This window comes from Acidisoma cellulosilyticum (assembly GCF_020621385.1).
Taxonomy (GTDB): Bacteria; Pseudomonadota; Alphaproteobacteria; order Acetobacterales; family Acetobacteraceae; genus Acidisoma; species Acidisoma cellulosilyticum.
Map to the genome: position 1 here is coordinate 1 of NZ_JAESVA010000015.1, position 26,999 is coordinate 26,999.

Below are 26,999 nucleotides of genomic sequence, written 5' to 3' on the forward strand. Positions count from 1 at the left end.
ATGCGCGCGACGTCGGTCGCATCTTCCGCGTGGCCGGCGCGCTCGAATACGGCATCGTCGGGATCAACGAAGGCATCATCAGCACCGAAGTCGCCCCCTTCGGTGGCGTGAAATCCTCCGGCCTCGGCCGCGAGGGCAGCAAATACGGTATCGAGGACTATATCGAGATCAAATACATCGCCCTCGGCGGATTAGGATCTTAGAGACGCCAGGCTAGGACGGTCAGGCAGGTTAGGACCTTGAGGGGTTCCGGCGGCCTGACAGCTAAGTGCGCTATACCTGTTATGTTAGGCATTGGCCTAGATACGAGATCGCAACAGGCTCCTATTGTCGTGAACGAAGATCGCCAGCAGAATGCGGGTGATTCCATAAAAGGTCGCTGACAAGGCGGCCAAAAAAGTCGGGGAACACGACCATGCGGGTTTCGGATCTGACCAGCAAAAAGGCGATCGACCGCCAACTCGATAGATTGGACACCTACGGCGTCAGTCGGCGAGACTTCGCGCGTCTGGCGACGACCGGCATCGCGATCGGTGCCGCCGCCCGTGCTCTTGGCCTGCCTACGGCGGCCATTGCCGCGCCCAATGGCAAAATCGCCTATATGTATTTCTCCTCGCGACTGCAATATTGCCTGACTGTCAAGAAGTCGGTGGAAGACACAACGGCGGCGCTGAAGATCGGCGTCACCTCGGCGGATGCCGAATTGAACAGCGAACATGAGTTTGATCAGTATGAGCAGCTTGCCGCGGCCGGCGGGCTTGGCGGTGTCATCCTCAACGCGCCCGACGGTAGCAATATCAAGCGTATCGCGGGGCTGGCCGAACAGAACAAAACATGGATCGCCAATGTTTGGGCGACGGAGCCTTGGTTCACGCCGTTCGATGCGAGCGAATACTACACCTATTACGCCGATCCCGATGACTATCATGCGTCCTATGAGGTTACGACCAAGCTGCTGACGGAAATCAAGAAGAAGACCGGAAAGGGCGGTAAGATCATCGGCCTGACCGGCATTCCCGGCTTCATCACCGATAAACTGCGGACGCGCGGCCGCAATGATGCCTTCAAGGCCTTTCCGGAATTCTCGATCGCCGACGATCTGCCGGGCAACTTCAATATGGAAGACGGCAACAAGGCGGCGACCGATCTGCTGACACGTCATCCCGATGCCGTCGGCATCTATGCCGCCAATGACGAGGAGGCCGCGGGTGCGATCGCGGCCCTGCGCACGGAGGGCATGAAAGCGGGAGATGACATGCTCATCGTCTCGGCCGGCGACGGCAATCCTGAGGCCGCGGCGGCCATCAAGCGCGGCGAACTGGTGGCCACAGCTGCCAATGTCCCGCAATTCATGGGGGCGATGATGACGACAAGGCTCTATGATGTGATGAACGGATGGTCACCACGCGCATCCGAGCGGATGATGCATTGGGGCTCGAAGATGATGACGATCGAGAATGTCGACACCTATCTTGCGCGCTATGTCAACAACGGTAGCGTGGCACCCTTCGATTACCGGCTGATGTCCAAGGTGCTGCATCCGCAGGATTGGGACCCGCAGGATCTGATGACGCCGCTCGATATGGACGTCGAATGGCAGGGCATTCCGAAGCCGGCGAATTGGAAATATCCGAAAGCCTATATGGATGCCAAGCAGAATGGCGAGATGCAGGCGGTCGCTGAGGAATATAAAAGCCACTACAAGATCGACATGTTCGGCCCGTCGCCGGTGAAATCCGGCTAAGGCGCGGGCATTCCGGCGCCATGGCCGAGCTTCTCAAAATCGACGGGGTGTCGAAAAGCTACGGCCCGGTGCCGGTGTTGCATGACATCAGCCTGTCGGTGTCATCGCGATCGATCATCGGCTTGATCGGGGAGAATGGCGCCGGCAAGTCCACGCTGTTCAACATCATTTCGGGGCTCGCGCGACCCGATACGGGAAGCATGCAACTGAAGTGCGAGGCGTATGCGCCGCGCGACTTCGGCGATGCTTTCAAGCGTGGTGTCACGCGCGTCTTTCAGGAACAGGCGCTCGTCTCCAATATCCCGGTCTATGAGAATCTGGTTCTGTCGCAGGAACATCGCTTCACGCGTTTCGGTCAGGTTCTGAACAAGCGGGCCATGATCGCGGTTGCGGAACGGATCGTCGCCGATGCCGGGATCGATGTCGATGTGCGTCGCTTGACCAGTTCGTATGACTTCTCCAAGCGACAGGCGATCGAGATCGCGCGTGCCTGCCTGGCGCCACGGCATTTGATGGGCATCGAAGATCCCGTCGTTCTGCTCGATGAGCCGACATCCGCACTCGACCGTAAGGACGAGACCGCTTTTTTCGATCTATTGCTGCGCCTCAAGACGCAGGCATCGTTCATTTTTGTATCGCACCGCCTGTCGGAAGTGCGAACGCTCAGCGACGCGATGCATGTGATGCGGGACGGAAGACTATCCCCAGTGTTGAACCCGGTCACAACGCCGGAGACCGATATCTACGCGTTGATGGTCGGTCGCGAACGGTCCGACGACTACTACCACGTCGCCCGACAGCAGAGCGTCGAGGATCGGCCGGTTGTTTGCCAGGTCAAGGCGCTGACGGGACGCTCGTTCTCGCCCGTCTCGTTTGATATTCGCCAAGGTGAGATCATCGGTATCGGCGGCTTGCTCGACTCGGGCAAGTCCGCCTTCGGCAAGGCGCTCGCGGGTGTGGAACCACCGCTGTCAGGCGCCATCAGCCTCGCCGGAAACGCACCGCAGACGCCGCGCATCGCGGCCCTTATCCGCGAGGGTGTCGGCTATGTGCCGGCGGAGCGGCTTGTAGAGGGTATCATTCCCAGCCTGGCGCTCGCCATCAACCTTTCGCTGCCGAGCGCGGATCGTTTCTCGCGTTTCGGGCTGTGGCGTCTGGCACGCGAACGTCAGGCGGCCGAGGCGGCTGTGCTGAGGATGGGTGTGCGTTCCGGTTCGCCCGGCATGCCTTTGCGCAACCTGTCCGGTGGCAATCAGCAGAAGGTGGTGCTGGCACGTTGGCTGCAGCGCGACCTCAAGCTCCTCGTATTGGACAATCCGACGCGCGGCGTCGATGCCGGTGCCAAGGAGGAGATCTACGCCCATATCCGGCATTTGACCGAGCAAGGTGTCGGCATCGTGCTGATCACCGACGAGTTGATCGAGCTCATCGGGCTGTCGAACCGAATCCTCATTATGCAACGCGGCGAATTGGTGGCTGAGTTGGACGCGCCGGTCGGCGGCAAGCCAACCGAGCATGATTTGATTCCGCATATGCTGCCAAGCGCAGCTTAGAGAGAGACGAGCGCATGTCATCGGCGAACTCCGCTCGCGTTTCTCCGACCAGGCCAGGCTGGGTGCAGGCCGGCCTGGCCAATCGGGGCACATGGTTGCCTATTCTGGTCGTGGTCGGCCTGATTGTCGTATTTGCCGTCACATCCCCGCCATTCCTGAGCTGGCGGAATTTCTCGGCCATCACCGGGGAAGGGGCGACACTCCTTATAGCCTCTCTCGGTGCCAGCTTCGTTATTCTGATGGGGAGCATCGACCTCTCCGTCGGTTCGATCGTGCTGCTTGTGGGTTCCGTCTGCGTCACGCTGCTGGCCGATCATGACTATGGGCTGATGATCCTGCCGCTGGCGGCCTTGCTCGGCTTGGTGCTCGGCGGCATAAACGGCATGATTTCCGTGGTCGGTCGGGTGCCGAGTTTCGTCGTGACGCTCGGCAGCCTGTCCGTTTTCACCGGGATCGCGCTGAGCATCCTCAGCGGCCAGGCCATCATGTTCGATTCGACGGCGCTGGATGATCTGGCGACTGGCCATCTCATTCCGCATCTGCCGAACATCGCGCTTTGTGCGCTGGCATTGTGGGTGATCGCGGTCGCGATCGGTATCTGGACGAAGTTCGGGCGGTTCATATTGATCATCGGCGGGGGGGAGATTGTTGCGCGCACATCAGGCCTGCCGGTCGGGCGGTACAAGATTCTGTCCTTCGCCTTTTCCGGCATGATGGCCGGCATCGCTTCGGTTTTCGCAATGTCGCGGCTTGGCGCGGTGGGGCCGACCCTGGGACAGGATCTTCTGCTCAATACGATTGCGGCCATCGTCGTCGGTGGCACTTCGCTCGCGGGTGGCGCGGGTGGCGTTCACCGGACCTTCGTCGGCGTGGCCATTATCGCTTTGCTCAATAACGGCCTCAATCTTCTCGGCGTGGGACCGTATTGGCAGATGGTCATCAAGGGTGCTGTCGTTATCGGCGCCGTGCTGGTCGGGCAAGACCGGCTCCTGACCCGGATCGTCAAATAAAACTGTATCAGGGAAGAAATCTATGAGCGTGACTTACAACTTCGCCGGCAAGACAGTGCTGATCATCGGTGGCACCACGGGTATCGGACGCGCCACGGCGGTCGCCTTTGCCGATGCCGGCGCCGACATCTTCGTGGCCGGCATCGGCGCCGCAGACGGCGAAAGCCTGAAAGCCGAGATTTCGGCAACCACGTCGGTGGCCGTGGAATTTTCGGAAGTCGATGTCAGGGTGGACGCCCAGGTGAAAGCTCTGGTCGAGCGCGCGGTCGTGCGCTTCGGGCGCATCGATATCGCCTTCAACAATGCCGGCATTCCGGGAAAAACCGCGCCTGTCCAGGACTTGGAGGAGAGCGACTACGACCTTATTCTAGACGTCAATCTGAAAGGCATCTTCCTCGGTCTTAAATACCAGATTCCGCATATGCTGGCCCAAGGGGGCGGTGTCATCGTCAATACCGCATCCCTGTTTGGTGTCATGGGTTTTGCGACGACTGCCGCCTATTGCGCATCGAAATGGGGCGTGATCGGCCTGACCAATTCGGTCGCGCTGGAAGTTGCCAAGTCCAATATCCGGGTCAACGCCATCGCGCCCGGTTCGACGATGACCCCGCTCCTCAGCGGCATGTTCGGCGGTGAGCAGAGTGCGCGCGATACGGTCACGCATCTGATTCCCATGGGTCGTATCGCGGACCCCAAGGAGATCGCGCAACTGGTATTGTTCCTGTCGTCCGACGCCGCATCCTATATCACCGGTCAGGCGGTCGTGGTCGACGGTGGTGGCTTCGTCGCCAGTGCTTGAGGTATGGATATGAATAATCGAGACATCACACGGCTGTCAGTCAGACGCATCGAGGAGCGGGCGCCCAATATACCGCTATTTTGCGTGCCGGAGGCGCCGACCGAGAGCCTATTGCCGGCCGGTGAAACGCTGCTCGACGATGCGACTCTCAGCTATGTGGTCGCCGCACAACCTGCCTTCGATTTGTTGCGTCAGGCGGCGGGACAGCTCGCGGCACTTCTTGTCTTGGCGGCGGCCGGCGGCCGCAGCGCGCAGGACAACCCGGCTTTCGCTCTCGCCTGTGCGGAGCGTGCTAAAGCAGGCGATCTGATCGGGGCATTGCCTACGGCCCGAAAGGGGAGGCATCATCATCGTCATCTGCGCGCCTGCAACGATGCCTTGACGGCAGCCTGCGCGGAGGCGGCCGTGAACCTCAACAGGGACGACCAGCGGGCCTTGGCCTTGTTGCGGGAAGGGCTGCGGCAACTCCATTTTGCGGCCGCTGCCCTGCCGGGCTTCGAGGTTGTGGCCTTCGGGCAGTCCTGCTGCGCTGCTCATGCATCTATGGCGACGATATCACGGGGGAAAGCCAATGGCTGACTATTCGATCTGGGTGATGGAATACGCCTTCATGCCGTCAGCGCCGGTCAGCGTCATGGTCTATGGCGCGCATAATCAGGGCACAAGAAAGATGCCTTATGGGTATGTGCTGATCAAAGGTCATGGCACGCTGGCCATGGTCGATGTCGGGTATAATCAACGCGACTACGGCCAGACGCTTGAACAGAGGTTTGACGTTCACGGCTGGAAGTCTCCCGAGGTTGTATTGGCCGAGGCCGGTGTCAAACCCTCGGATGTCGAGCATGTCATCCTGACGCATGCGCATTTCGATCATGCGGGCAATACCGATGCCTTCCCGAACGCGACCTTCTATTTGCAGGAGCGTGAGCTATCCAAATGGATTTGGGCGCTGGCGCTGGATCGCAAATTCCGCTGGCTCCAGGCCGCGACCGACCCTGGTGACATTGCGCGGATCGTGGATCTGGCGCGAGAGGGTCGTCTTGTCTCGATCAACGGCGACCATGACGATATTCTGCCCGGGATTGACCTGCGTCTTGCAGCCGATAGTCACACCTGGGGGTCGCAATATGTGACCATCCGGAATGACGGCAAGCGCGAGAGCGACGATGTCTGGGTCATGGCTGGCGATCTGGCCTATAGCTATGACAATTTTCGCGGATTGGACGCGGCCGATCCTGGCTATGTGCCGATCGGCCTTGCGATGGTCAGCCAGGAAAATCTACTATTCGCGACAGACGCGATGATCAACGCGGTCGGTGGTGACTATAGGCGGGTCGTTCCGCCGCATGACGAGGAGGTGGGTACTGTCTTCCCTTCACGCGTCACCAAAACCGGGTTGCGGATCAGTGAGATTGCCCTTGCCAAGGGAGACACAAGCCTCGTGTCGTGATGCTGTACTGCACGACTCTGGGTCTGTCGTGATTCGTGTGAAATGATCATGCAGTGACCGGCAGCATTCTGGCGCGCAGTAGTTCCGTGCCGGCTTGACCATACATGGAGTGCGTGAGCGCCTTAGAGCGTTTCCTGTTCGCTTACGCTCACAGGTGCCGCTCTAATTTATTGTTTTTGCGAGCATCTTCACCCGGACAGATGATTCCATCTGACCGGGATCTGCTCTAGGGCAAAGTCCCGAGCCAGAAAGGACAAAAGGTCTGCCGGATTGGTAAGCCCCACAACAACGCCTTAGATAGTTTGCTTTCGATCGTGGGAGCCATCAACCAAGCAACGAACGAGGTGTAACCCCGAATTCTTTTTTGAATGATCGCGTAAAATGCGAGAGGTCGGAGAATCCAAAATCGAAAGCGGCGCTCGTAACATTTTTCACGGAACCATCGGCAAGTGCCTTGTAACTTGCTGCCAATCGCTGGCGCCACAGCCATCGGCCAGGTGTTGTTCCATCAATGGCAAACAAACGATTTAACGTTCGTGGCGCAACGCCCTGTGCTTTGGCGATAGTTTCTGTGGTCAATGTTGAATCATGTAAATTTGCACGGATGTATGCCTTGACCTGGCCAAGGCGGATATCTTTGCGATCACTTGCGAAACTGGCGTCCAAGTAAACTTCTATGCTTGCGCCCAGAAGGTCCAATAAAGGCAAGGCCAGCCGGTTGGCGCTCGTGCGGTCAACGCTATCTTTCAAATCGACGAACTGCGAGATCAGCGAACCCACAAACACACCTAGACGCGATGCCCCGGAGATGCGGGTTGCTGTTGCCCTTTGTGCGCTTGGCAGTCGGGAGATTATCAGGGGCCGTGGTATGGTGATCACGGTTCCTCGCGATTCTCCAATAAAATCAAGCTTGAATGGCTTGGATTGATCGTAGAGCGCGATGTCTCCAACGCCAATCCTGATAGCGCGATCGGCCTGAAGCATACCGAGCTCGCCCCTTGTGCCAAGGTACAGCATAAAATCGTCTCGAGGGTCTTTCTGGACATCCAAGGAGCTCCGGGTCACCAGGATATGCCCGGACGGAACATTGGTCTCGATTTCGCTAATCGACGTGGCGCCAAAATCCCACATCGAAACGCGGCCATCAAAGTCCCCGACGGTGGGTTTCTTGCACTCCGTCAGTGAGTAGTTCCGGCAAGTAAGATGATGCCAGCTCTCGAAATCACGCCGCGCGGAATCCATAGAACTCTTGAGCAATTGAGCCCCCGTGCTTATTACATCAACGCGTAAACTATCCCGCTTTAGCGGCAGCAAGATTTGTGCCACCGCAGTTTCGCAATTTCCTGCGAGCTTTGGCCGTTAGAGGCCAATGAGTGGCCGCTATAGGCAAACAGCACTCGGAAATCTTTGTTAACATCGTCAGAGCATCGGCCTGCACCAAGTACAACCTGCACCAAGTACAAATCGACGAGGCTTGCGCTTTCCGCAGCAAAACGCGCCGCCTGCCGTCAACTTCGCCTTAAAGGAAACATTGAATGACGATCAAACGTCCTACGCCCGATCAGTTGAGTTCAATCGCCACTGGCTTCGGCATGAGTATGACGGGAGAGGACATCGCTTTTTTTGGCGACCTCATAGAACCAACGATTAAGGGCTATGATCTTCTCCAGCAGATGACCGACGAACTGCCGATAGTCAAATATCCCAGGACGCCCGGCTATCAGCCCATGGGTGACGAGAACATCTATAACGCTTGGTATATCAAATCGGAGATTAAGGGCGCGGCGGCAGGCGCGCTTTCGGGCAAGAGCGTCGTTATCAAGGACAATGTCTATGTGGCGGGGGTTCCGATGATGAACGGCGCTTCCACGCTTGAAGGGTATATGCCGGAGATCGACGCCACCATCGTCACGCGAATCCTTGACGCAGGTGGAACGATTGTTGGCAAGGCAGCTTGCGAGTTTATGTGTTTCTCAGCATGCAGCCATACAGGTTCGCGGGGGGCCATTCATAACCCACACCGGATGGGCTTTTCCGCGGGTGGCTCGTCATCAGGAAGTGCAGCACTTGTTGCGGCTGGCGAGGTTGAGATGGCGATCGGCTGTGATCAGGCAGGATCCATTCGAATGCCGTCGGCGATGTGCGGGATCTATGGCATGAAGCCGACCTATGGTTTGGTGCCTTACACTGGTATCGGCGGTATTGAACCGACGATCGATCACACGGGTCCGATGACGGCAACGGTTGCCGACAATGCTCTGTTGCTCGAGGTTATCGCGGGGGCTGACGGGTTTGATTCGCGCCAGCATTCGCCCGTCGTGGGAAACTACAGGGAGGCGCTCGGTCTGGGTGTGAAGGGTCTGAGGATCGGCGTGGTTCGTGAGGGATTTGGTCATGCAAATTCCGAGGCTGCCGTGGATGACGCGGTCTATCGGGCGGGAGCGCTTTTCGCCAAGCTCGGTGCCATAGTCGAGGATGTCTCGATACCCATGCACCAACTAGGCCCCGTGATCTGGCTGCCTATAGGGTTGGAAGGTAGCGTCAATCACATGATGAAAGGGAATGGGTTCGGCACGGGTTATAGCGGCGTTTATCTTTCTAGCTTTTCGGATGCACACGCGGCCTGGCGCGACCGGGCGGACGAGTTACCGGACAATATCAAAATGGTCATGCTTTTGGGGGAGTATTTCCAGAAGCATTATCGAGGCCGTTTCTACAACAAAGCTCAAAACCTAGTTCGGCGCCTGCGCGCGGCTTATGACACTGCGCTCCAAAATTATGACATTCTCCTCATGCCGACGGTGCCGACCTTGGCACCGCCTTTGCCGGGTCAAGATGCTTCGCGAAAGCTGAAGGCTGAGCGGGCGCTCGACGTGGTTGCTAATACTGCCCCATTCGACATCACTCATCATCCGTCGATGTCAGCTCCATGTGGTATGCATGATGGACTGCCAATCGGCATGATGCTGACGGCAAAGCATTTTGACGAAACGGCAATCTACCGGGCCGCCCACGCATTTGAGCAAGCCTATGACTGGAAGTCTCTATAATCGCGAGCCATTTACTCCTGGGCTGGCGTCATTGGGAGCGGGGGCTTTCAGCGTTGCGTGCATCTGGCGCTAAACATGAGAAGCGCCGGCTTGGCTTCATCCTACCGCCTCACATTCACCTGCGGCATGTGCTAGAGGGCTGGTGAAATCCTTCAGCCAACACGCCAAACTGGCTGGACAATTGTGGCGGCAGAGACGGTTTACCTGATCCCATTTAAGGAGCAACGCTGGCGCATAGTTTGTTTAATATTCGGGCATTTGCTCAGAATTTGAGCGGTTAAATTGTGTTTGACAAGCGGTCTGGCTTGCATAGATTACTATTCCGGCAGTTGGAGCAATGGCGCTCTGGATACTGCCACCTCGTTGCTTTCTGACATGGCACCGCCGCCGCTGGATTTTCTAAAGCTGCGTCGAAACCAGCCCTGCATAATGGGCTCGCGAAAGTGGATGAGTGTTCAGAACATTTAAAATAGGTTTGCTGCTGTCGACAACCGGGTCCTACGGCCCAATGGCGCATGCGAGCTTGAACGGCGGTCTTTTGGCCGTAGATACGCTCAACGCTAGACCAGATCGCAAGTTTAACCTCGTCCCGGTCACGTCGGATCCAGGGGGCGAGCCTTCGCATTATGCGCGTCACGCTTCGGCATTGCTCGACCAAGGAATTCGCCATGTCGTCGGCTGCTATACATCTCTGAGTCGCAAAGAGGTGGTGCCGGTGTTTGAGAAGCGCGACGCACTGCTGTGGTACCCCACGCATTATGAGGGTTTCGAGGCATCGCCCAACGTCGTTTATGTCGGGGGGGGCCCGAATCAACACACCTTGCCGCTCATCGATTGGGCTCTCCGCAATGTCGGGCGGGCCGCCTATTGTGTTGGGTCCAATTACGTCTGGGCTTGGGAGACCAATCGGGTTTTACGAGAAGGGCTAATACCTGCCGGAGGCCGTATTGTCGGCGACCGCTACATCGCCGTCGAAGATCTAGACCTCGATCATGTCGTCCAGGATATTTTGAGGGTTCGGCCGGATTTTGTATTCTGCACTTTGATTGGCGCTTCGGCTGCCCGGTTCATGGATCTGTTGCGAGCGGCCTGCCTGTCCAGGGGTATCGACCAGGCGCGGGATATGCCGCTTCTGACCTGCAATCTCACCGAAACGACAATGCTGGCGGTGTCGCCTGAGGCCCGTGACGGCCATGTCAGCTCCTCAGTCTACTTTTCATCTGTTGACACGCCGGAGAGCCATGCATTCGTCAGCGCCTTCACCCGTCGCTTTGGCGCAATGCCTTCGGCCGATGCGGAAAGCAGTTTCGTCGCCGTCCATCTTTTGGCGCAGGCGCTCGAAGCGGTAGGCACCGATGATATTGATGCAGTTCGAGCGGTTGCAAATACGCTGCGGGTACAAGCACCGCAAGGCGAAGTGAAACTTGAAGCCGACACCATGCATGCTTGGCTAACCCCGCGTATCGGTATCTCCCGTCGGGATGGCGGTTTTGATATCATCGAGGAATACGAAGCGCCCGTTCGGCCAGACCCTTATCTAGTTGCGAGCACGCCGAGACTGGCGCCGGTCAATCTAAGGCTGGTGTCATGAGCGTCACGGGACGTGTCCAAAATTTCAGTGGCTTCCATGCCGTAGTGCTTAGCTCGCAAGTCGACCGCGAACAGCCGCTCGCTCAGGCTCTGAGGCGTCTCGGAATGACGATGACCGTGCGTGATCCGGACGAGGGGTTACCTTTGTCCCACGACGGCAAAGGCGACCTGCTGTTTGTTGATGGTGATTTTCATCCAAAGGGCATGGAAAGGCCTGAGGAAGCTGCGCTCTGGGATGTGCCGGTCATAGGTCTCGTGGGTATCGAGGCTCCTGGTCGCCTACGTGCCCTCATGGCGCTGGGTGCGACAGCGTTCCTGCGCAAGCCGGTTTACGCGCCTGCCGTTTATCCAGCAGTCTTTCTGGCTGTGAACACCCATCGTGAGCGCCAGCATATGCGAGAGCAGCTGGTGGCCCACGAGCGTCGGCGCGCCGGACGAAGATTCGTTATCAAAGCCGTTATTGCGGTTATGCAGGACGAAGGCTGTGACGATGAGCAGGCCTACGAAATGCTTCGCCGAGCAGCGATGCAAGAACGCCAGAGTATTGAGGTTTACTGCGAGATTTGGGTGCAAAAAAGCATCTCGGAACAAGCTCATAATCTCGGTCAAGCTAAAGGCTAAAGTCAGCTTATTTTTCAAACAAAGGACAGCAAATGGATCCGAACGTTCCGCCCAGTGGCGCCTCGCGCCGTGGTTTTCTGAAATCGTCCGCAGCCGTTCTCGGTGGCACGCTCGCGGCGCCTCTGGTGGCCCGGTATGCCCATGCCGCTGATACGATCAAGGTCGGCAGCCTTCTTGATCTCTCAGGCGCACTTGGTAGCTCGGGGCAGGGGATGTATGACACCATCCGCACGGCGGTTGCAGAGGTCAATTCATCGGGTGGTCTGCTTGGCAAGCAGGTGGAACTTATCAACTACGACACTCAGACCAACATTCAGTTGTATTCGCAGTATGCACAGAAGCTAGCGCTGCAGGATAAGGTTGCGGTGGTTCATGGCGGAATTACCTCCGCGTCACGTGAAGCGATCCGACCGGCCTTCGATCGGTTTCATACCCTGTATTTCTACAATGTCCTCTACGAAGGCGGCGTCTGCGATCGCAACATCTTTTGCACGGGCACCACGCCAGCTCAGACAGTTAGCAAGCTGGTGCCCTATGCGTTGAACAACACGGGCAAGAAGGCCTATATCATCGCCGCGGACTATAACTACGGTCAAATCACCGCCAAGTGGATGGCCAAATATACCCGAGACAATGGTGGCACCGTGCAAGCGGTGGACTACTTTCCGCTCGACGTAACCGATTTCGGTGCCACCATCAGCAAAATCCAAAGTGCAGATCCTTCCGTGGTATTTTCGGCTCTCGTGGGTTCGAATCACACGGCTTTTTACCGTCAGTGGGCCGCAGCGGGGATGCTGAACAAGATCCCGATCGCCTCTACGACCTTTGGTCTTGTTGACGAAATTCATACATTGGATGCGAGTGTGAGCGATGGCATCGTCACGGCCTATGGCTATTATCAGGAGATAGATACCCCCGAGAGCCAAGCATTTGTCAAAGCGGTGCAGGCCAAGTTTGGGTCGAATATCGGTTATCTGAGTGAACTGCCAGCTGACAATTACGAAGGTTTCAAGCTTTGGGCCGCCGGTGTGAAGGCGGCTGGGTCAATTGACCGTATGAAGGTCATCGAGGCGCTTGAAAGCGGCATATCTATTGATGGTCCATCCGGAAAAGTGACGATAGACCATGCAACGCATCACGTGATCCGTAACGCGTATCTTGCGAAGGCAAAGAACAAGACATGGGATGTTGTTAAATCGTTTCCAGATCAGAAGCCTGATGATACCGCGGCTGTCTGCAATCTGATAAAGGCACCCCGGACGAGTAAGCAATACGTCATCGACGTCAAGGCCTAAATCGATGCATGAGCATGGTGCCTGCGGGATTTTGCGGGTGCCATGTTCGCTATCGGAGCGTCTTTTTGTGCATTTCGGAACCATGCCAGCTGAGCAGTCCTTAATGTTCGGCGGAACTGGGAGACCTTTCGAAGAATGATCACGATCACTGCAATCATTCGCGTACGAGCTGGCGCGGCCGACGCAATGCTTGATGCTCTAGCAGAAGTAGCCGACTATGTGCGCTCGGAGGAGCCCACCACGGTCGGCTTTTTCGTGTCCCGTGATTTGGAGACACCTTGTATCTTCACAACCTACGAACGCTTTATTGATCGTGCTGCGATGGATCTTCATAATTCATCTGAGACGGTCGCACGCTTCTTTGCAAAAGCAACGCCTTTACTGGAAGGACCTGTGGTTCTCCATAGTTGCGAGGAACTGATCGCGGTCGCGCGTCAGGAGACTAACTCTAGGTGACTTGACTTCGCGCTATCCGTTATTTTGGTTTGTGGCTGAACTGGCGACCACCTTTCGGGCGGGAAGGCCTCTTACGGCGACTGGAGCGCGACGCTTTTACGCGAAAAGATTGTCGTTAACGTGAGGATGGCAGCAGCGACAAGCACAAGGCCTAACCCGAGTGTGCAGACGCCGGTCCAGCGGGCAAAGGACCAGGCGTAGCCGCCAGCTAACGCACCCAAGGCTCCGCCACCGAAGGTTGCGACCATATAGATGGTGTTGAGGCGTCCGCGTATTTCCGGTGCAATCCCGAATATGCGAGTTTGGTTCGCCACCTGACCGCTTTGCAGGCCAAAATCTAACAAGTTCACCGCGATGACAAGGCCGACGATGCTAGTGGCGCCTGTCGTGCCTGCGAAAACGAAGGCCAGTCCCGCGGACAGAAGTCCCAGGCAGTTCACCGGTGCCGAGCCCCACCGGTCAGACAGTCGTCCAGCGATGGGTGCCAGGAGTGCGCCTGGTGCCCCCCAAAGGCCAAACAAGCCAGCCGCGGCCGGCCCCAGCCCAAAGGCGGGCGTCTCAAGATGGAATGCGAGTGTCGCCCAAAGGGCGGAGAAGCCCCCGAACACACAGAAATTCATACCCATGGACAGCAACAGAGGTCGGTGCCGCAGGAGGGGAGGAAGGGATTTGAGCAAAGCAAAATAGCCGGTCTTGGCTTGCCCGGCAGGTCGCTCTGGCATGAATTGTGGTACAACGAAGAACATCACCACCAAGAGAACCGCCTCAAGCAGGTAGGGCGCTCGCCAACTATGGCTGAACTGCGCCACAATCCCGGAAACCGTCCGCGACAAAAGGATACCCATGATCAGCCCGGTCGTCAGCGATCCGACGATCCGCCCGCGATTTTCAGGGCTGGCAAGGGTGGTTGCGAGCGGGATTAATATCTGCGCAACGACAGACGTCGTAGCAATCATCAGGCTTGCTGCAAGCAGGATTCCCAAACCGGGTGCCAATGCGGCACCTAAAAGACCAAGTATGGTCAGGACGAGCAAGACCTGCACCAGCTTCTTGGGTGCAGCCGCATCTGAAAGCGGCACGACGAAGAGGATGCCGATTGTGTAGCCAATTTGAGCTGCCACGGCCACCAAAGCAGAAGCATGCTCGGGGACGCCGAGTTGGTGAGCTATCTGGCCTAGGAGTGGCTGGCATAGATAAATAGTCGCAACCATCACGCCACATGCGACGGCCATGACAGGGATGGTTCCCGGCCGGACGCCGGGGAGAGTGACGGACTTAGCCATGATGGTTCATCGCACCGGATTTTTGTTGGAAATCTTGGGTTTGGCCAGATTTTCAGACGCGTGGCGGCGCTTACGCTTTCTTCGCAGCGTCAAGGCTCTCGAAGACTTCCTTAGCGGCCTGCAGAGCGCCCAGTGCGGTCGGGAGGCCAGCCCCAAAGCCAATTTGGATCAAGACTTCGACAATCTCCTGCCGCGTGGCACCGGCCCGGAGAGCCGCAGGAATATGCATCTTCATCGCACCCCAACCGGTCACACCCAAGGCACCGCAAGACGCAATAACGACGAGTTCGCGGGTTCGCAGATCTAGGCCTGGGCGGTTATAGGCATCCCCGAATTCGCTTTCGAGAATCATGCGTGCATAGCCGGGCGCTATCGCATCAACCGTCTCTATAAAGGCCGTCGGGGGCTGGCCCATAGCGGCTTCAAATGTTTTGACGCCCTGCTCATAAAGGGCGTCGGAGCCGTTTTGATTGTTTTTGCCGTCAGACATGGTAAAACTCCTTTTGCACAGCTAAGTGCAAAATTGCCATGCACAGTGCAGTGCAGTCAAGGGCTGGGGTGAGAAGGTCGCTACATGCCTAACGAGGTTCACGGGTCGATATTTGACGCGATCGCCACGCCGTCGGCCTCGCAAACCAAACGTGACGCCATTCTCTCGGCCGCCAGCATCGTGTTCATCCAGCATGGCTATGAGGGCGCCAGCATGGATTTGGTGGCCCAGGCAGCCGGTGCAGCGCGCCGTACCCTCTACAATCAATTCCCGGCCGGGAAGGAAGAGCTGTTTCGTTCCGTGGCCGAGCGCATGTGGCGGGCCTTTCCGGTTATGGATATCGCGACCGATGAGGAAGCCCTGGCAGATCCGGAGGCAGGATTGCGGCGGATCGGCTATGGCATCGCAGGTTTCTGGGCGCCGCCTCTGGCGATCGCTTTTCTGCGCATGGTTATTTCTGAAAGGCCCCGCTTTCCAGACCTGACGCGCAGCTTTTTCGAAGTCGGGAAGACGCCCGCTATGAGCGCCGTCCGCAACTACATTGCCGAGCTCGGTCGTCGCGGAATCCTCAAAATCACGAATGCTGAACTGACATCGCGGCAGTTTCTTGGGCTGATCGACGAGTCCGTGTTGTGGGGCCGTGTCATGGGAGACGATAAGCAACTGAGGCAAGCTGAGGTCAAAGATATCGTCGAGCAGGGTGTCGATATCTTCCTCGGCTATTATCTCGTCGTCAAAGCAAATGCATCTAGTGAGACATCGCGGCCAGTTGCAAACAAACCAAAGCGCGCCAAGCGATCCAGCAAATAGCCGGACTGTTTGACACGCTTAGCTAGGCAGGATGCGCGCTCCCATCAACGTACAGGGCAATGCGCGCGATGACTGCATTGGTCATTTTATATGAGTCAATGGCGGCTGGTCTGATTACGGCGGCATTGGGGGGAAGCGGACTGTCCGGTTTTGGGAGCGTAAGTAGGAAAGCAGCCGCGCAAATCTCATTCTCCCGGGACGGCACAGAGGCGGACCTGCCGCATCCAGGCTCCAACGCGCGGGCTTGCCGTGAAACAGGCAAAGGGGACGGCTAATAGGGACCCTGCCAAAGTTGGTAAGGCCCAGAGCAATGATGCTGGCGCCACATGCCAGGTCGCCAATCCGAATCCCAATCCGAGCAGGAACTGCGGCCATAAGCCACCGATCGCTTCACGGATCGGCACGATCCCATCGTCGCGCTGCTGGGCTTCCCAGATGATGCGGTGACCGAACAGCAATCCGAATATAAAGCGTGATTGTGCGACCATCATCACGGGGCCGATCATCAGGGTGAAGACCGCGTCTGTTGCGGCACCGGCCAAAAGCCGAAATCCTCCGCCCCAACGTTCGCGATCTTCGCGCCGCATCAGAATATCAATGACACCCAGCAGACGCGGTGCGAAGCCCAGGATCAACATCCCGAAATAGAGCCCGAAAGCGAGTGTTCCAGGCGTATGGCCGTGCAAACCTGAGAAACCATTGGCAATACCGACCGTCAGCATGATGACGGAGGCGGGTGCGCCCAGATACATCGCGACGGCGTTGCACAGCTGAAATCGTCCCATCAGGCGAAAGCCCGGCTTTCCGATCAGGCGCAGGTATTGAAGATTGCCTTGGCACCAGCGCAGGTCTCGACGAATGAAGTCCGGCAGCCGCGGCGGGTTTTCCTCCCAGCTGCCGAACTCATCCGCGATGACGCGAACATCGAAGCCGGCCGCTCGCATCAGCGCCGCCTCCACCTGATCGTGGCTGAGCATATGCCCTGCGAGCGGCAGTCCGTCCCGCAATACCGGCAGCGCACAATGCGCCACAAAAGGATGCAGGCGGATGATGGCATTATGACCCCAGTAGGGGCCGCTGGAACCTTGCCACCAGGCGATGCCCGTCGTATGTGTCCGCATCCCATGGCGCATGCCGAATTGGAAAATGCGCGCGAATGCGCTGGTCGCGGGCCGTCCTGTCACCAGTGTTTGCAGAATACCGAGGTTGGGGTTTGCCTGCATGACGCGGATAAGCCGCAGGATAGCGGCCCCTGACATCAGGCTGTCGGCATCGAGCGCGATCATGAAATCGATCCGCTCCTGATGGGCTGTTGCAAAGTCACGCAGGTTGCCGGCCTTATACCCGATATTTTCTGTGCGACGGCGATAGTGCAACCTGGGATCATTTCCGAAGGCTATGGCTTCCTCGGCGCAAATATCTGGTCGCGCGCTATCGCTCAGAACGTGAAATTCGATATCTGCGCTTTGCGACATCGCATCCAGGCTTTCACGCATGGCTTTGACTCGTGCCACAACACCCGTCACGCTTTCATGGCGGATGCAAACGCAAATCGCTGTTCGCGAAATAATTAGGGCATCAGCGGGCGTCGCGTTCAACGCGGGATTGGTGTAAGACGCGGGAGAATGATGGAAGCGGAGAATGAAGAAACCAATGACCGCATTCCAGAAGGCCAGCAAGGTCCAAGGCAACGCGATGAGGTATAGCAACATGATCGCCACGCCGGCCCACGACCAGCCGGCGCCCCCGATGATCCGTGCCATGAGCAAACCTAGTCCCAGCCAGCTTATGAGGTTCAAAGCCAGCACCAAGACGCGCCGCGGCCAAAGCCGCTGCTCCTCTGCGATTGTCGACGCTTTGCCCTCGACCCAAGTGGTGCTCACGAAAAGTCCTGTCGCTGATCTGCCAAAGTTAGTGGAACACGCGTGACCCGCAATTTATTCACGCATAAGGCGCAGGCTCTTTGGATAACAGGTCGGGCGCAATCGGACATCCGCGCCACGGATGTGCCGGCGCCGCGGGATCGCGACGTGCTGGTTCGCGCTCTGCAAAGCGGCATCAGCCGGGGGACGGAAGCGCTGGTCTTCGCGGGCCAAGTGCCGGAGGGCGAATGGGCGCGCATGCGTTGCCCGTTTCAAGAAGGCGAATTCCCCTTCCCAGTGAAATACGGCTACGCGTCGGTCGGCGTCATCGAGGATGGCCCGGCCGACCGGCTCGGCCAGCGGGTCTTCTGCCTCTATCCGCATCAGACCTTTTTTACCTTGCCGGCCGATGCCGCAATCCCGGTCCCAGACAACGTGCCGACCTCCCGTGCTGTTCTTGCGGCCCAAATTGAGACAGTGCTTAACGCGACCTGGGACTTGGCGCCAAGGATAGGCGACAGAATCGCGGTGGTCGGTGGCGGCACGATCGGCTGTCTGGCCGCCTGGCTCTGCGCCCAATTGCCAGGGACCGAGGTCACCCTGATCGACGTTAACCCCGCGCGGGCGATGATCGCCGAAGCCCTGGATGTGCGCTTCGCCCAAGGGCATGAGGCGCCGCGCAATTGCGACGCGGTCATCCACGCCTCCGGCAGCGGCGACGGTCTCAGCCTTGCCTTGTCGCTGGCGGGGTTCGAGGCGGACGTCATGGAATTGAGCTGGTATGGCGACAAAGCGGTGACGGTGCCGTTGGGCGGCGCCTTTCATAGCCAACGCCTGTCATTGCGAAGTTCTCAGGTGGGAATGGTCTCACCTTCCCGTCGGGCTCGTTGGAGCCACGCCCGACGGTTAGGCCTGGCGCTGTCGCTCGCCGCCGATCCGCGATTGGATTGCCTGGTGCGGGAGGAGACATGCTTCGACGCCTTGCCCGCTGCTTTGCCGGGGCTGCTCGGCCAGCCGGGCGCCTTGTTCCATCGTATCATCTATCCGTCGGAGTGACTGCCATGTTCGCTGTCGAAGTGCGTGACCACATCATGATCGCCCACAGCCTGCGCGGTGCGGTCTTCGGCCCCGCACAAGGCCTGCACGGTGCGACTTTCGTCGTTGACGTGGCGTTTTTTCGGCCGGCGTTGTCGCCTGACAATATCGTGGTCGATATCGGTCGCGCGCTCGATGCCTTGCGCGCGGCGCTGAAGCCAATGAACTACGCCAATCTCGATGACGATCCCGCTTTCGCCGGGCAGGTCACGACCACGGAATTCCTTGCCTGGACGATTTTCGATCGTATGGCCGGGGCGCGGCGTGACGGGCTTCTCGGGCCCTATGCCGAGGGCATCACCCGCATGCGCGTGACGCTGAGCGAATCCCATGTCGCAAGGGGCTGGTACGAGGCTGATCTTGATTGACGCGACAGGGCGGGAGGTTGCGTTTGCGATACCGGGCGATATCGATACGCGCACCGGCGGCTACGGCTATGACAGGCGATTGATCGCGGGTTTGCGCGAGCAGGGTTTTAGTATTCGTCATTTGCCTTGGCCGGGCAGTTTCCCTTATCCAACGGCCTCCGATCTAGCCGAGGTCGCGGCCTCTCTGGCATCCCGGCCGGATGGCGAGATCGTCCTTATCGATGGTCTGGCCCTTGGCGCCATGCCGGAACTGGCAGCGGCCGAGGGGCAGCGTCTGCGGCTTATCGCTCTGGTCCACCACCCGCTGGCGCTCGAACCATTGGCGCCACGCCGCTTCGTCGCCTCTGAACGTGAAGCCCTGCGCCATGTACGGGCCGTCATCGTCACCAGCGACGCGACGGCAGAGGTTTTGCGCGACGCTTACGGTGTTTCGGCGGAGAGACTGATCGTGGCGCCGCCCGGCACAGACACCGTGCTGCCGGCCGCGCGGCAGGGTGATCCGCCGCATATCCTGTCCTTGGGCAGTGTGACACCGCGTAAAGACCACACCACCCTCGTCTCGGCGCTGTCCGCTGTCCGCGACCTGGAATGGCGTTGCACGATCGCCGGCAGCCTGGACCGCGCCCCGGAAACGGTTGCCGCGCTGCGGGCGCAGATCGACGCTTTTGCGCTGCGGACAAGGATCATCCTCGTCGGCGAGGTGGAGGATACCGGGCCGCTCTATGCCGATGCAGACCTATTCGTGCTGGCAAGCTTGCATGAGGGCTACGGCATGGTCTTCGCCGAGGCGCTGGCCCACGGACTGCCGGTCATCGGCACGCTGGCTGGCGCCATCCCCTCTGTCGTGCCGGAGAAGGCTGGGGCCCTCGTGCCGCCCAAGGATGGGCTTGCCCTCGCTATCGCGCTGCGTCGGTTGCTGACCGACCCTGCGGCGCGCGAGCAGGCGTCCAGTGCCGCCCTTCAGGCAGCGGCTGCGCTGCCTGGGTGGGAGAATACGGTCAGCGTCGTCACTGAGCTTCTGCGCCGGTTGGGCTGAGCGTCTCATCAAGGTCGAAGTCGAACAACACGTCGTCGCCCAGCCGATGCGTCATGCAGGGCGGCCGCATGGCCTGCTCCATACGGGCGATCTGCGGCAGGCAGATACCGGTCTGCCCGGAGCCGATAATGACCGGGGAAACGCATATATGGAGCCTGTTGAGCGCACCGGCGGCCAGGAAGGCCGATACCGTATGGGCACCACCCTCGATAAGGATTCGCTTCAGCCCTCGTTCCGTCAAGGCTTTGACAAGGGCATGCACGTCGATACGACCGTTGGAGGAGGGCAGCGTCAACCCCTCGATCCGCGGTGGCCGCGCCATAGGGTGACCTTGGACGGCGATGCAGGGGATACCGTCGTCGTGCAGCACGCAGGCGTCATGCGGCAACCGACCGTTGGGGTCTATGATCACCCGCACCGGGCTTGGTCCATGGACATGGCGTGTGGTGAGTTGTGGGTCGTCGGTTGTCACAGTGCCGACGCCGACGACAACGGCATCCGCCAGGGCGCGCAACTGGTGCAGATGCGCGATCGCCTCGGGCCCACCAATGGTCCGCGAATGCCCTGTGGGCGTTGCGATACGACCATCGAGCGATTGGCCAAGCTGACCCAGGACGAATGACCCCCGTGCTTGGGAGATCGGGGCATAGAGGGAATGGAGGCCCATCTCGGCAACGTCATCCATGCGGTAGCACCTTTGCCAATGCGGTCTCCGTCGTTGCGGCAAGTCCGTCCGGTACCGGGACGGAGAGCAGTCTCGGGTCTAGCATATGGCGATGCGCCAGCTTTGCCTGGAGATAGGCTCGATTGGAATCGGTCACAAAAACGCTGGTCTGGCGGATCGCGGCAATATTGATACCCGCCGCGCGGAGCTGGCTGACCTTTTCGGGGTTATTGGTCAGAAGCCGGATGCGATCGATATTCAGAGCGAAAAGCATCTGGGCCGCGAGACCGAAATCCCTTGCGTCTTCAGGGAGGTTGAGTTCGCGATTGGCTGCATAGGTGTCGATGCCGCGGTCCTGCAAGCGATAAGCCTCAAGCTTGGCATAGAGGCCAATCCCCCGACCTTCCTGGCGCAGATATAGCAGCACCCCACCTTCTTCAGCCATTTGCGCGAGAGCTTCATGCAGTTGCTGGCCACAATCGCAGCGCGCGGAACCGAATACGTCTCCCGTCAGGCATTCGGAATGCAGCCTGACCAATATGGGTTGCGATGGGTCTGAGGAGCGCCCCGGAACGCGGATCGCGATATGCTCGCCCCCCTCCAATCCATCGAATCCTAGGAATTCGGCGGGCACTTGGCCGTCTCCAATGGCAATCTTGACCGGATTGCGCGCACGACAGAGCGTATTGGATGTTCCCACCATTCGCTGTGCGGCGACGTAGCTCATAAGGAGACCACCGGTTGTCTGCAATGATGGCGCCGGCCCCGTAAGGCCTCGCACGCCATGGCGTTTCCATTTTTCCGGTCGTTGTCGTTATAGGCCATGGAGCGCCGAACCGCGGGCAGTTGAAGTCGATAAACACTTCGGACCTGGGTTTATTCATGAAAATGTCGGGGATGCTGGCCTCGGCCTTGGGCGCCCTGCCATGGGAGCCGATGGTGCTCGGGGCGTGCAACAGCTAAATTTTTGAAAATGCGGCATGACCCTGAATAAATCCCCTGCTGGCGTGTTGTTACGCCATGATCCAACTGGTCAGTGATCGACTTCAGAGCGAAACGAGGCGAAGCGAGCCTTTGACAGTCGCAAGCGACAAAGCCGGCCACGTGCGCGAGCATCTTGCCGGGCAGTTGGCGCGTCTTTGGCGCTACGCGCTCGTCTTGTCGGGGCGTCGCGACGTGGCCGAAGATTTGGTGCAGGCAACCTGTCTGCGTGCGCTGGAGCGCGCGGAGCAATTTCAGCCCGGAACCAGGATTGACCATTGGCTTCTGACCATCCTGCATTCGATTTGGATGAACGAGGTTCGCGCGCGCCGCATTCGTATGGGCCGCGGTTTTGTCGATCCTGAGACAGCTCTCACGACAGACGGAGTGGCGACCGCGGAGTCTCAGGTGTTCGCCAATGAAATGGTCTCACGGGTGCAAACCTTGCCCGAAGCGCAGCGTGCCACCGTATTCCTCGCCTATGTCGAGGAAATGACCTACCGGGAAACCGCCGATATCCTCGGGATCCCTATTGGCACAGTGATGAGCCGTCTCTCTAGTGCGCGGGCGACACTCATTGCCATGACCAAGGCGAAGGGGCGGTCATGACGGTCCAAACCCCAACGGATCCTGAACTTGTTGCTTATGTCGACGGTGAATTGAGCCAAGACGATAGGGCGCGTGTGGAGTTGGCCATGGCATATGATCCGCAGATCGCCGCGCGTATGGCTGCGCTATCCGGGGCGACGTTCGGGATGCGAAAAGCCTTCGCGCCGCTCCTATCCGAAGCGCCTGTCGAAAAAATGCTATCGTCGTTGGGCGACATCCCGACAAAGGTTGCGCCGCGGCCTGTGCAGACTGTCAACAAGACGGCGGGCGGCGGGCGGCGATGGATGATTGCCGCCGGCCTCGCCTTGGTGGTGCTCGGCGGTTTGGGCGACCATCTGGCCTTCGCGCCAAAACCTGTTGCTGTTGCGGAAAACTCCGGCCATTGGCGGGACATTGTCGCCAGCTATGTGCGGCTTTACACACCCGAGACATTCGCTAATGTCTCTGATGACGCTGCGCTTCAAGCACGGCAGTTGCAGACCGTCAGCCGCGCCATGGGCCTTCATCTGGATCCGAAAACCATTGCATTTGCAGGACTGCAATTCAAACAGGCCCAGCTTCTGCAATATGACGCCACGCCGATCGCGGAGCTCAATTATCTTGATCCGCAATACGGCCCGATGTCGCTTTGCATCATGCCGTCCGATGCCGCGCCCTCGGCACCGGAAGCCGAAATGCGCCGGGGTTTGAACGTTTCCTATTGGAATGACGGACATCGTTCATTCATGGTCATCGGTGCGCAGCCTGCATCCTACCTTGGCGAGGTGGCACGACGCCTCGGCTCGACATTGGCATCTATTTCTGTTGACCAGGATTTGGGAAAAAGTGGCATCACGATATGAGAACGCTGCGCTCGCCAGAGGGACATATCTCAGCCGTACCGCCAAGCTATGATCATGCTGTCATCGCATTGCATTGGCTGACGGCGATTCTCGTGGTCACCCTCTTTGCCCTGGCTGAGGTTTGGTCTTTCCTGCCAGATGGGCATCTTAGTGACAGTATGCAGTCACTGCATATTTCTCTGGGCATGTTGCTTGCCGCAGTAATGATCATGCGGATAGGCTGGCGCACCGTTTTTGCGAAATCGATCCCGCCTGCTGTCAATGGTCTTCAACATTTTGCAGCGACTGCGGTGCATCTTGCCCTCTATACCCTGCTTGCTTGCCAGGTTGTGCTTGGCTTTCTGTATTGTTGGGGCGGCGGCCCAGCCGTATTTTTTGGAATTTTCTCAATTCCGTCGCCGATCAAAATTGGTTCGGTCGCCAATAATTGGATCGGCTTTCTGCACTACTATAATGCCTGGCTCATCATCTGCCTCGCGGGCGCCCATGCTTGCGTGGCACTCTTGCATCACTATGTGCAGCAGGATCATGTTCTATCTCGCATGATCCCATTCATGAAAAACCTGCCTCGCCATAAATGACAGATAAGATCTGACATTTCACCTCGGCTCACCTGATTTCTTGCAGGTGCGCGGAGGCGTACGCGTTACAGTTGTGTTTACAAATTTCTCTGACGCAGGCACTTCAGCCGCGTCCATCTAAATCCACACAATTGCAATTGACAGTCCGGCAGATGCCCAATAGGAGATGCAAACGAGAATCATTCTCAAAATAATCAGAGGAACATGTCCGTGACACATCTGAACTTCCGACGCCGAGGGCTTGCCTTCGGCTTATCTGGCGCGATCATGGCGCTTGCGGCGCCGACCTTGTCCTACGCGGCGGACCCTGAGGTATTGACGCTCTACTCGGCTCAGCACGAGCAGGTCATCGACATGTTGACCGCCGCCTTCACAAAGCAAACCGGCATCAAGGTTTTGTCCCATGCAGGCGAGGGGCCGGATATCGCTCATCAGTTGGTGCAGGAAGGCAGCGCCTCTGCTGCCGACATTTTTCTGACGGAGAACTCACCGGAACTGGTGCTGCTCGACGAAAAGAAGCTCCTGGCGCCTGTTGATCCGAAGACGCTGGCGGCAGTGCCTCCGCAAGACAGCCCATCCAGCGGACATTGGGTTGGCGTGCTGGCGCGGGAAAATGTTTTGACCTTCAATCCCAAACTGATCGCGGAAACGGAATTGCCCGCATCGCTGCTCGATTTGGCTGACCCCAAATGGAAAGGTAAGATTGCGATCGCGCCAAGCGACAGCGATTTCCTGCCACTGGTTAGCGCTGTGCTGGTCCTCAAGGGGCAGGAGGCGACGCTTGCTTGGCTGAAGGGCCTGAAAGCCAATGCGCAGGTGTTTGATGACGACGAGGGCGTCGTCGCGGCCGTCGATCGCGGTGCCGCCGCCACGGGCATCATCAACAGTTACTATTGGGCGCGCTTGGCTACCGAACAGGGGATGGCGAAGACCCAAGCACAGGTCTATCATTTTGACAATGGTGACGCTGGCGCGCTCGTTAACATCTCGGGTGCAGCCATCTTGGCTTCGTCAAAAAACAAAGACGCGGCGCAGAAATTCCTGGCCTTCCTGGTGTCCAAGCCAACCCAAAGCATGCTCGCGGCATCCGACGTCGATTTCGAATATCCTCTGGCGGCCGGCGTGCCGGTCAACGCGATGATGAAGCCGCGCTCTGAACTGCATCCGCCGGTGATCTCGCTTGAGGCATTGGGCGACGATCAACCAGCTGCCGCGCTGCTGCGCGAGGCAGGGCTGATCTGACAAACGCCGATGCGCTGGAAGCCATCACGCCCCATCCCGGCCGCTCTATTGGCGGCCGCTCTCCTGGCATCCCTGCTGGTGCTAGCACCGATTGGCTGGACGGCGGTGCTGGCCTGGGGCGTCGGCGCCGCAGGCGCACGCATGCTGCTTTTTCGCCCCTTGGTCGGAGAGTTGCTGGTCAACACGCTCGCGCTCATATCCTGCACCGCCATGGTCGCTACCGTTATCGCGACGGCGGCGGCCTGGTGTGTGGAACGGACCGATCTTCCAGGGCGACACATCTGGGCGGTGCTGGCGGTGGTACCGCTCGCCTTGCCATCCTTCATCACCAGCTTCGCCTGGGTGTCGCTCAGCCCAGCCTTGCAGGATTTCGGCGGCGCGTTGCTGGTCGTGACCAGCTCCTATTTCCCGCTCATTTATTTGCCAGTAGCGGCGGCTTTGCGGTCCATGGACCCAAGCCTGGAGGAGACGGCGCGCAGCCTGGGGCTGGGACTTTGGCAGGTCTTTGCGCGCGTGACCTTGCCGCATCTGCGGCCAGCACTGCTGGGCGGCATCTTGCTTGTGGCTTTGAATACGCTCACGGAATTCGGTGCGTTTGCCCTGTTGCGGTTCCGCACGCTCACCACGGAAATCTTTGCCATCTACCGGACGAGCTTCGACAATTCGGAAGCCGCGCTCTTTGGTATCCTGTTGATCCTTCTATGCGTCCTTTGCCTCATGGCTGAATCCTGGTCCAGGCGCCAGGCGCGCTATGACCGCATCGCGCGCGGCGTCGTGCGACCTGCGTCACGGGTAGCGCTCGGGCGTCTTCGCCTTCCAGTCCTGGCTGGCTTCGGCATGCTGTCGCTGGTCACGCTTGGCGTGCCGTTTGGCATGATCCTCTATTGGCTGACGCAGCATAATTCTGCCGCTACGTCTGTCGCCGCAGCCAATTTGCCGGACGTGTTGAGCGCCACATGGGCATCGCTGCGCCTGGCTTTGGGCGGAACGGCGGTGACCATGGCACTCGCCTTGCCGCTGGGCTTCCTCGCCACGCGTTACGATGGGCGGCTGGTCGCGCTGCTGGAGCGTACAGCCTATCTGTCTCAAGGCATGCCAGGGATCGTACTGGCCCTGGCGATGATCTCGATCACCATCACCTTGCTAAGGCCGCTGTATCAAAGTGCATTCCTACTGATGGTCGTCTACGCGGTTCTGTTTCTGCCGCTGGCCTTGGTGAGCGTCCGGGCGGCCTTTGGGCAAGTGCAGAGGGGGTTGGAGGAGGCCGGCCGCGCTGCCGGTCTCGGTTGGTTTGCAACGGTGTGGCGCGTTCTGTTGCCCTTGGCGGGACCGGGGCTTGGTGCGGCAGCGGCGATGGTCTTCGTGTCGGTGATCACCGAATTGACGGCCACACTGCTGATGGCGCCGATTGGAACACGCACGCTTGCGGTGCAGGTTTGGGCGAATACGACGACGCTCGCCTTTGCTGCGGCGGCACCCTACGCGGCTTTGATGGCCGCACTATCGCTTCTTTCCGCCTGGGTGCTGGCCCGACGGTTCGGATTGGTTCGCGGGGTTTAGGAACGTCG

Annotated in this window: 27 protein-coding genes; 21 read left to right on the top strand and 6 right to left on the bottom strand. The window is 58.8% G+C overall.

Going from position 1 to position 26,999, the window contains the following annotated elements:
• The 7 genes from ACELLULO517_RS25520 to ACELLULO517_RS25550 form a co-directional block, all read left to right on the top strand.
• Positions 1 to 203: aldehyde dehydrogenase family protein (locus ACELLULO517_RS25520; RefSeq protein ID WP_227307665.1), on the top strand; the 203-nt coding region annotated here is incomplete at its 5' end.
• A gap of 212 nt (positions 204 to 415) precedes the next feature.
• Positions 416 to 1,744, top strand: a complete 1,329-nt coding sequence (locus ACELLULO517_RS25525) for a sugar ABC transporter substrate-binding protein (RefSeq protein WP_227310283.1) — start codon at positions 416 to 418, stop codon at positions 1,742 to 1,744.
• Between the two features lie 20 nt (positions 1,745 to 1,764).
• A complete protein-coding gene (locus tag ACELLULO517_RS25530; protein ID WP_227310284.1) occupies positions 1,765 to 3,297 on the top strand; it encodes a sugar ABC transporter ATP-binding protein in 1,533 nt (510 codons plus the stop codon).
• Positions 3,298 to 3,311: 14 nt separating this feature from the next.
• Positions 3,312 to 4,307: an ABC transporter permease gene (locus ACELLULO517_RS25535; RefSeq protein ID WP_227310286.1), complete on the top strand. Its 996-nt coding sequence runs from the start codon at positions 3,312 to 3,314 to the stop codon at positions 4,305 to 4,307.
• 22 nt (positions 4,308 to 4,329) lie between these two features.
• Positions 4,330 to 5,106 carry an SDR family NAD(P)-dependent oxidoreductase gene (locus tag ACELLULO517_RS25540; RefSeq protein ID WP_227310287.1) on the top strand — a complete coding sequence of 259 codons (777 nt, stop codon included), beginning with the start codon at positions 4,330 to 4,332 and terminating at the stop codon, positions 5,104 to 5,106.
• 9 nt (positions 5,107 to 5,115) lie between these two features.
• The gene (locus ACELLULO517_RS25545) at positions 5,116 to 5,685 is read left to right on the top strand and encodes a hypothetical protein (RefSeq protein WP_227310288.1); all 570 of its coding nucleotides are present in this window, start codon (positions 5,116 to 5,118) and stop codon (positions 5,683 to 5,685) included.
• Positions 5,678 to 6,556 carry an N-acyl homoserine lactonase family protein gene (locus ACELLULO517_RS25550; protein WP_227310289.1) on the top strand — a complete coding sequence of 293 codons (879 nt, stop codon included), beginning with the start codon at positions 5,678 to 5,680 and terminating at the stop codon, positions 6,554 to 6,556. The genes ACELLULO517_RS25545 and ACELLULO517_RS25550 overlap by 8 nt, the downstream gene beginning before the upstream one ends.
• A gap of 324 nt (positions 6,557 to 6,880) precedes the next feature.
• Here the strand turns inward: ACELLULO517_RS25550 and ACELLULO517_RS25555 are convergent, their stop codons facing one another.
• Complete coding sequence (locus ACELLULO517_RS25555) at positions 6,881 to 7,882, bottom strand: helix-turn-helix domain-containing protein (protein WP_227310291.1); 1,002 nt, start codon at positions 7,880 to 7,882, stop codon at positions 6,881 to 6,883.
• Between the two features lie 209 nt (positions 7,883 to 8,091).
• Between ACELLULO517_RS25555 and ACELLULO517_RS25560 the strand changes: the two genes are divergently transcribed.
• The 5 genes from ACELLULO517_RS25560 (at position 8,092) to ACELLULO517_RS25580 (ending at position 13,568) form a co-directional block, all read left to right on the top strand.
• Positions 8,092 to 9,606, top strand: coding sequence for an amidase (locus ACELLULO517_RS25560; RefSeq protein ID WP_227310292.1), 1,515 nt, complete (start codon positions 8,092 to 8,094; stop codon positions 9,604 to 9,606).
• A gap of 451 nt (positions 9,607 to 10,057) precedes the next feature.
• The gene (locus ACELLULO517_RS25565; protein ID WP_227310293.1) at positions 10,058 to 11,197 is read left to right on the top strand and encodes a transporter substrate-binding domain-containing protein; all 1,140 of its coding nucleotides are present in this window, start codon (positions 10,058 to 10,060) and stop codon (positions 11,195 to 11,197) included.
• Positions 11,198 to 11,301: 104 nt separating this feature from the next.
• Positions 11,302 to 11,817, top strand: coding sequence for an ANTAR domain-containing response regulator (locus tag ACELLULO517_RS25570; RefSeq protein WP_227310295.1), 516 nt, complete (start codon positions 11,302 to 11,304; stop codon positions 11,815 to 11,817).
• Between the two features lie 32 nt (positions 11,818 to 11,849).
• Positions 11,850 to 13,112, top strand: coding sequence for an urea ABC transporter substrate-binding protein (locus ACELLULO517_RS25575; RefSeq protein WP_227310296.1), 1,263 nt, complete (start codon positions 11,850 to 11,852; stop codon positions 13,110 to 13,112).
• A gap of 135 nt (positions 13,113 to 13,247) precedes the next feature.
• Positions 13,248 to 13,568, top strand: a complete 321-nt coding sequence (locus tag ACELLULO517_RS25580) for a putative quinol monooxygenase (RefSeq protein WP_227310298.1) — start codon at positions 13,248 to 13,250, stop codon at positions 13,566 to 13,568.
• A 71-nt stretch (positions 13,569 to 13,639) separates the two neighbouring features.
• Here ACELLULO517_RS25580 and ACELLULO517_RS25585 read toward each other — a convergent pair whose 3' ends face one another.
• Positions 13,640 to 14,851, bottom strand: coding sequence for an MFS transporter (locus tag ACELLULO517_RS25585; protein WP_227310299.1), 1,212 nt, complete (start codon positions 14,849 to 14,851; stop codon positions 13,640 to 13,642).
• Positions 14,852 to 14,921: 70 nt separating this feature from the next.
• Positions 14,922 to 15,341, bottom strand: coding sequence for a carboxymuconolactone decarboxylase family protein (locus ACELLULO517_RS25590; protein ID WP_227310300.1), 420 nt, complete (start codon positions 15,339 to 15,341; stop codon positions 14,922 to 14,924).
• Between the two features lie 84 nt (positions 15,342 to 15,425).
• On the opposite strand from ACELLULO517_RS25590, the gene ACELLULO517_RS25595 reads away from it, so the two are divergent.
• Positions 15,426 to 16,151: a TetR/AcrR family transcriptional regulator gene (locus tag ACELLULO517_RS25595; protein WP_227310301.1), complete on the top strand. Its 726-nt coding sequence runs from the start codon at positions 15,426 to 15,428 to the stop codon at positions 16,149 to 16,151.
• 185 nt (positions 16,152 to 16,336) lie between these two features.
• On the opposite strand, the gene mdoH is transcribed toward ACELLULO517_RS25595, so the two are convergent.
• Positions 16,337 to 18,034 carry a glucans biosynthesis glucosyltransferase MdoH gene (gene mdoH, locus ACELLULO517_RS25600; protein ID WP_227310302.1) on the bottom strand — a complete coding sequence of 566 codons (1,698 nt, stop codon included), beginning with the start codon at positions 18,032 to 18,034 and terminating at the stop codon, positions 16,337 to 16,339.
• 42 nt (positions 18,035 to 18,076) lie between these two features.
• Here mdoH and ACELLULO517_RS25605 point away from each other — a divergent pair, with 42 nt between their 5' ends.
• From ACELLULO517_RS25605 to ACELLULO517_RS25615, 3 genes are read left to right on the top strand one after another with little or no spacing between them, the layout of a single operon-like run.
• On the top strand, positions 18,077 to 19,069 hold the full coding sequence (locus tag ACELLULO517_RS25605; RefSeq protein WP_227310304.1) for a zinc-dependent alcohol dehydrogenase: 993 nt from the start codon (positions 18,077 to 18,079) through the stop codon (positions 19,067 to 19,069).
• 5 nt (positions 19,070 to 19,074) lie between these two features.
• Entirely contained in the window at positions 19,075 to 19,476 is a 402-nt protein-coding gene (locus ACELLULO517_RS25610) for a 6-pyruvoyl trahydropterin synthase family protein (protein ID WP_227310306.1), read from the top strand.
• A complete protein-coding gene (locus ACELLULO517_RS25615) occupies positions 19,469 to 20,512 on the top strand; it encodes a glycosyltransferase family 4 protein (RefSeq protein WP_227310307.1) in 1,044 nt (347 codons plus the stop codon). The genes ACELLULO517_RS25610 and ACELLULO517_RS25615 overlap by 8 nt, the downstream gene beginning before the upstream one ends.
• On the opposite strand, the gene ACELLULO517_RS25620 is transcribed toward ACELLULO517_RS25615, so the two are convergent.
• Positions 20,484 to 21,197 (bottom strand): RibD family protein, encoded by a 714-nt coding sequence (locus tag ACELLULO517_RS25620; protein WP_227310309.1) that lies wholly within the window; start codon positions 21,195 to 21,197, stop codon positions 20,484 to 20,486. The two genes, ACELLULO517_RS25615 and ACELLULO517_RS25620, sit on opposite strands and share 29 nt — an antisense overlap.
• The gene (locus ACELLULO517_RS25625; RefSeq protein WP_319796451.1) at positions 21,190 to 21,903 is read right to left on the bottom strand and encodes a GTP cyclohydrolase II; all 714 of its coding nucleotides are present in this window, start codon (positions 21,901 to 21,903) and stop codon (positions 21,190 to 21,192) included. Before ACELLULO517_RS25625 ends, ACELLULO517_RS25620 begins: the two co-directional genes overlap by 8 nt.
• A 293-nt stretch (positions 21,904 to 22,196) precedes the next feature.
• Between ACELLULO517_RS25625 and ACELLULO517_RS25630 the strand changes: the two genes are divergently transcribed.
• The 5 genes from ACELLULO517_RS25630 (at position 22,197) to ACELLULO517_RS25650 (ending at position 26,991) form a co-directional block, all read left to right on the top strand.
• Positions 22,197 to 22,766: an RNA polymerase sigma factor gene (locus tag ACELLULO517_RS25630; protein WP_227310310.1), complete on the top strand. Its 570-nt coding sequence runs from the start codon at positions 22,197 to 22,199 to the stop codon at positions 22,764 to 22,766.
• Complete coding sequence (locus tag ACELLULO517_RS25635; protein ID WP_227310312.1) at positions 22,763 to 23,608, top strand: anti-sigma factor family protein; 846 nt, start codon at positions 22,763 to 22,765, stop codon at positions 23,606 to 23,608. Before ACELLULO517_RS25630 ends, ACELLULO517_RS25635 begins: the two co-directional genes overlap by 4 nt.
• Positions 23,605 to 24,189 (top strand): cytochrome b, encoded by a 585-nt coding sequence (locus tag ACELLULO517_RS25640; RefSeq protein ID WP_227310313.1) that lies wholly within the window; start codon positions 23,605 to 23,607, stop codon positions 24,187 to 24,189. The genes ACELLULO517_RS25635 and ACELLULO517_RS25640 overlap by 4 nt, the downstream gene beginning before the upstream one ends.
• Positions 24,190 to 24,399: 210 nt before the next feature.
• Complete coding sequence (locus ACELLULO517_RS25645) at positions 24,400 to 25,431, top strand: iron ABC transporter substrate-binding protein (RefSeq protein WP_227310315.1); 1,032 nt, start codon at positions 24,400 to 24,402, stop codon at positions 25,429 to 25,431.
• Positions 25,432 to 25,440: 9 nt separating this feature from the next.
• The gene (locus ACELLULO517_RS25650; RefSeq protein ID WP_227310316.1) at positions 25,441 to 26,991 is read left to right on the top strand and encodes an ABC transporter permease; all 1,551 of its coding nucleotides are present in this window, start codon (positions 25,441 to 25,443) and stop codon (positions 26,989 to 26,991) included.
• Positions 26,992 to 26,999 lie beyond the last annotated feature (8 nt).

What these genes read in the sequence shown, in the direction of transcription:
- ACELLULO517_RS25525 (WP_227310283.1), top strand. Translation starts at nt 416, where the DNA reads ATGCGGGTTTCGGATCTGACCAGCAAAAAGGCGATCGACCGCCAACTC.
- ACELLULO517_RS25530 (WP_227310284.1), top strand. Translation starts at nt 1,765, where the DNA reads ATGGCCGAGCTTCTCAAAATCGACGGGGTGTCGAAAAGCTACGGCCCG.
- ACELLULO517_RS25535 (WP_227310286.1), top strand. Translation starts at nt 3,312, where the DNA reads ATGTCATCGGCGAACTCCGCTCGCGTTTCTCCGACCAGGCCAGGCTGG.
- ACELLULO517_RS25540 (WP_227310287.1), top strand. Translation starts at nt 4,330, where the DNA reads ATGAGCGTGACTTACAACTTCGCCGGCAAGACAGTGCTGATCATCGGT.
- ACELLULO517_RS25545 (WP_227310288.1), top strand. Translation starts at nt 5,116, where the DNA reads ATGAATAATCGAGACATCACACGGCTGTCAGTCAGACGCATCGAGGAG.
- ACELLULO517_RS25550 (WP_227310289.1), top strand. Translation starts at nt 5,678, where the DNA reads ATGGCTGACTATTCGATCTGGGTGATGGAATACGCCTTCATGCCGTCA.
- ACELLULO517_RS25560 (WP_227310292.1), top strand. Translation starts at nt 8,092, where the DNA reads ATGACGATCAAACGTCCTACGCCCGATCAGTTGAGTTCAATCGCCACT.
- ACELLULO517_RS25570 (WP_227310295.1), top strand. Translation starts at nt 11,302, where the DNA reads ATGACGATGACCGTGCGTGATCCGGACGAGGGGTTACCTTTGTCCCAC.
- ACELLULO517_RS25575 (WP_227310296.1), top strand. Translation starts at nt 11,850, where the DNA reads ATGGATCCGAACGTTCCGCCCAGTGGCGCCTCGCGCCGTGGTTTTCTG.
- ACELLULO517_RS25580 (WP_227310298.1), top strand. Translation starts at nt 13,248, where the DNA reads ATGATCACGATCACTGCAATCATTCGCGTACGAGCTGGCGCGGCCGAC.
- ACELLULO517_RS25585 (WP_227310299.1), bottom strand. Translation starts at nt 14,851, where the DNA reads ATGGCTAAGTCCGTCACTCTCCCCGGCGTCCGGCCGGGAACCATCCCT.
- ACELLULO517_RS25590 (WP_227310300.1), bottom strand. Translation starts at nt 15,341, where the DNA reads ATGTCTGACGGCAAAAACAATCAAAACGGCTCCGACGCCCTTTATGAG.
- ACELLULO517_RS25595 (WP_227310301.1), top strand. Translation starts at nt 15,426, where the DNA reads ATGCCTAACGAGGTTCACGGGTCGATATTTGACGCGATCGCCACGCCG.
- ACELLULO517_RS25610 (WP_227310306.1), top strand. Translation starts at nt 19,075, where the DNA reads ATGTTCGCTGTCGAAGTGCGTGACCACATCATGATCGCCCACAGCCTG.
- ACELLULO517_RS25620 (WP_227310309.1), bottom strand. Translation starts at nt 21,197, where the DNA reads ATGGATGACGTTGCCGAGATGGGCCTCCATTCCCTCTATGCCCCGATC.
- ACELLULO517_RS25625 (WP_319796451.1), bottom strand. Translation starts at nt 21,903, where the DNA reads ATGAGCTACGTCGCCGCACAGCGAATGGTGGGAACATCCAATACGCTC.
- ACELLULO517_RS25630 (WP_227310310.1), top strand. Translation starts at nt 22,197, where the DNA reads ATGATCCAACTGGTCAGTGATCGACTTCAGAGCGAAACGAGGCGAAGC.
- ACELLULO517_RS25635 (WP_227310312.1), top strand. Translation starts at nt 22,763, where the DNA reads ATGACGGTCCAAACCCCAACGGATCCTGAACTTGTTGCTTATGTCGAC.
- ACELLULO517_RS25640 (WP_227310313.1), top strand. Translation starts at nt 23,605, where the DNA reads ATGAGAACGCTGCGCTCGCCAGAGGGACATATCTCAGCCGTACCGCCA.
- ACELLULO517_RS25650 (WP_227310316.1), top strand. Translation starts at nt 25,441, where the DNA reads ATGCGCTGGAAGCCATCACGCCCCATCCCGGCCGCTCTATTGGCGGCC.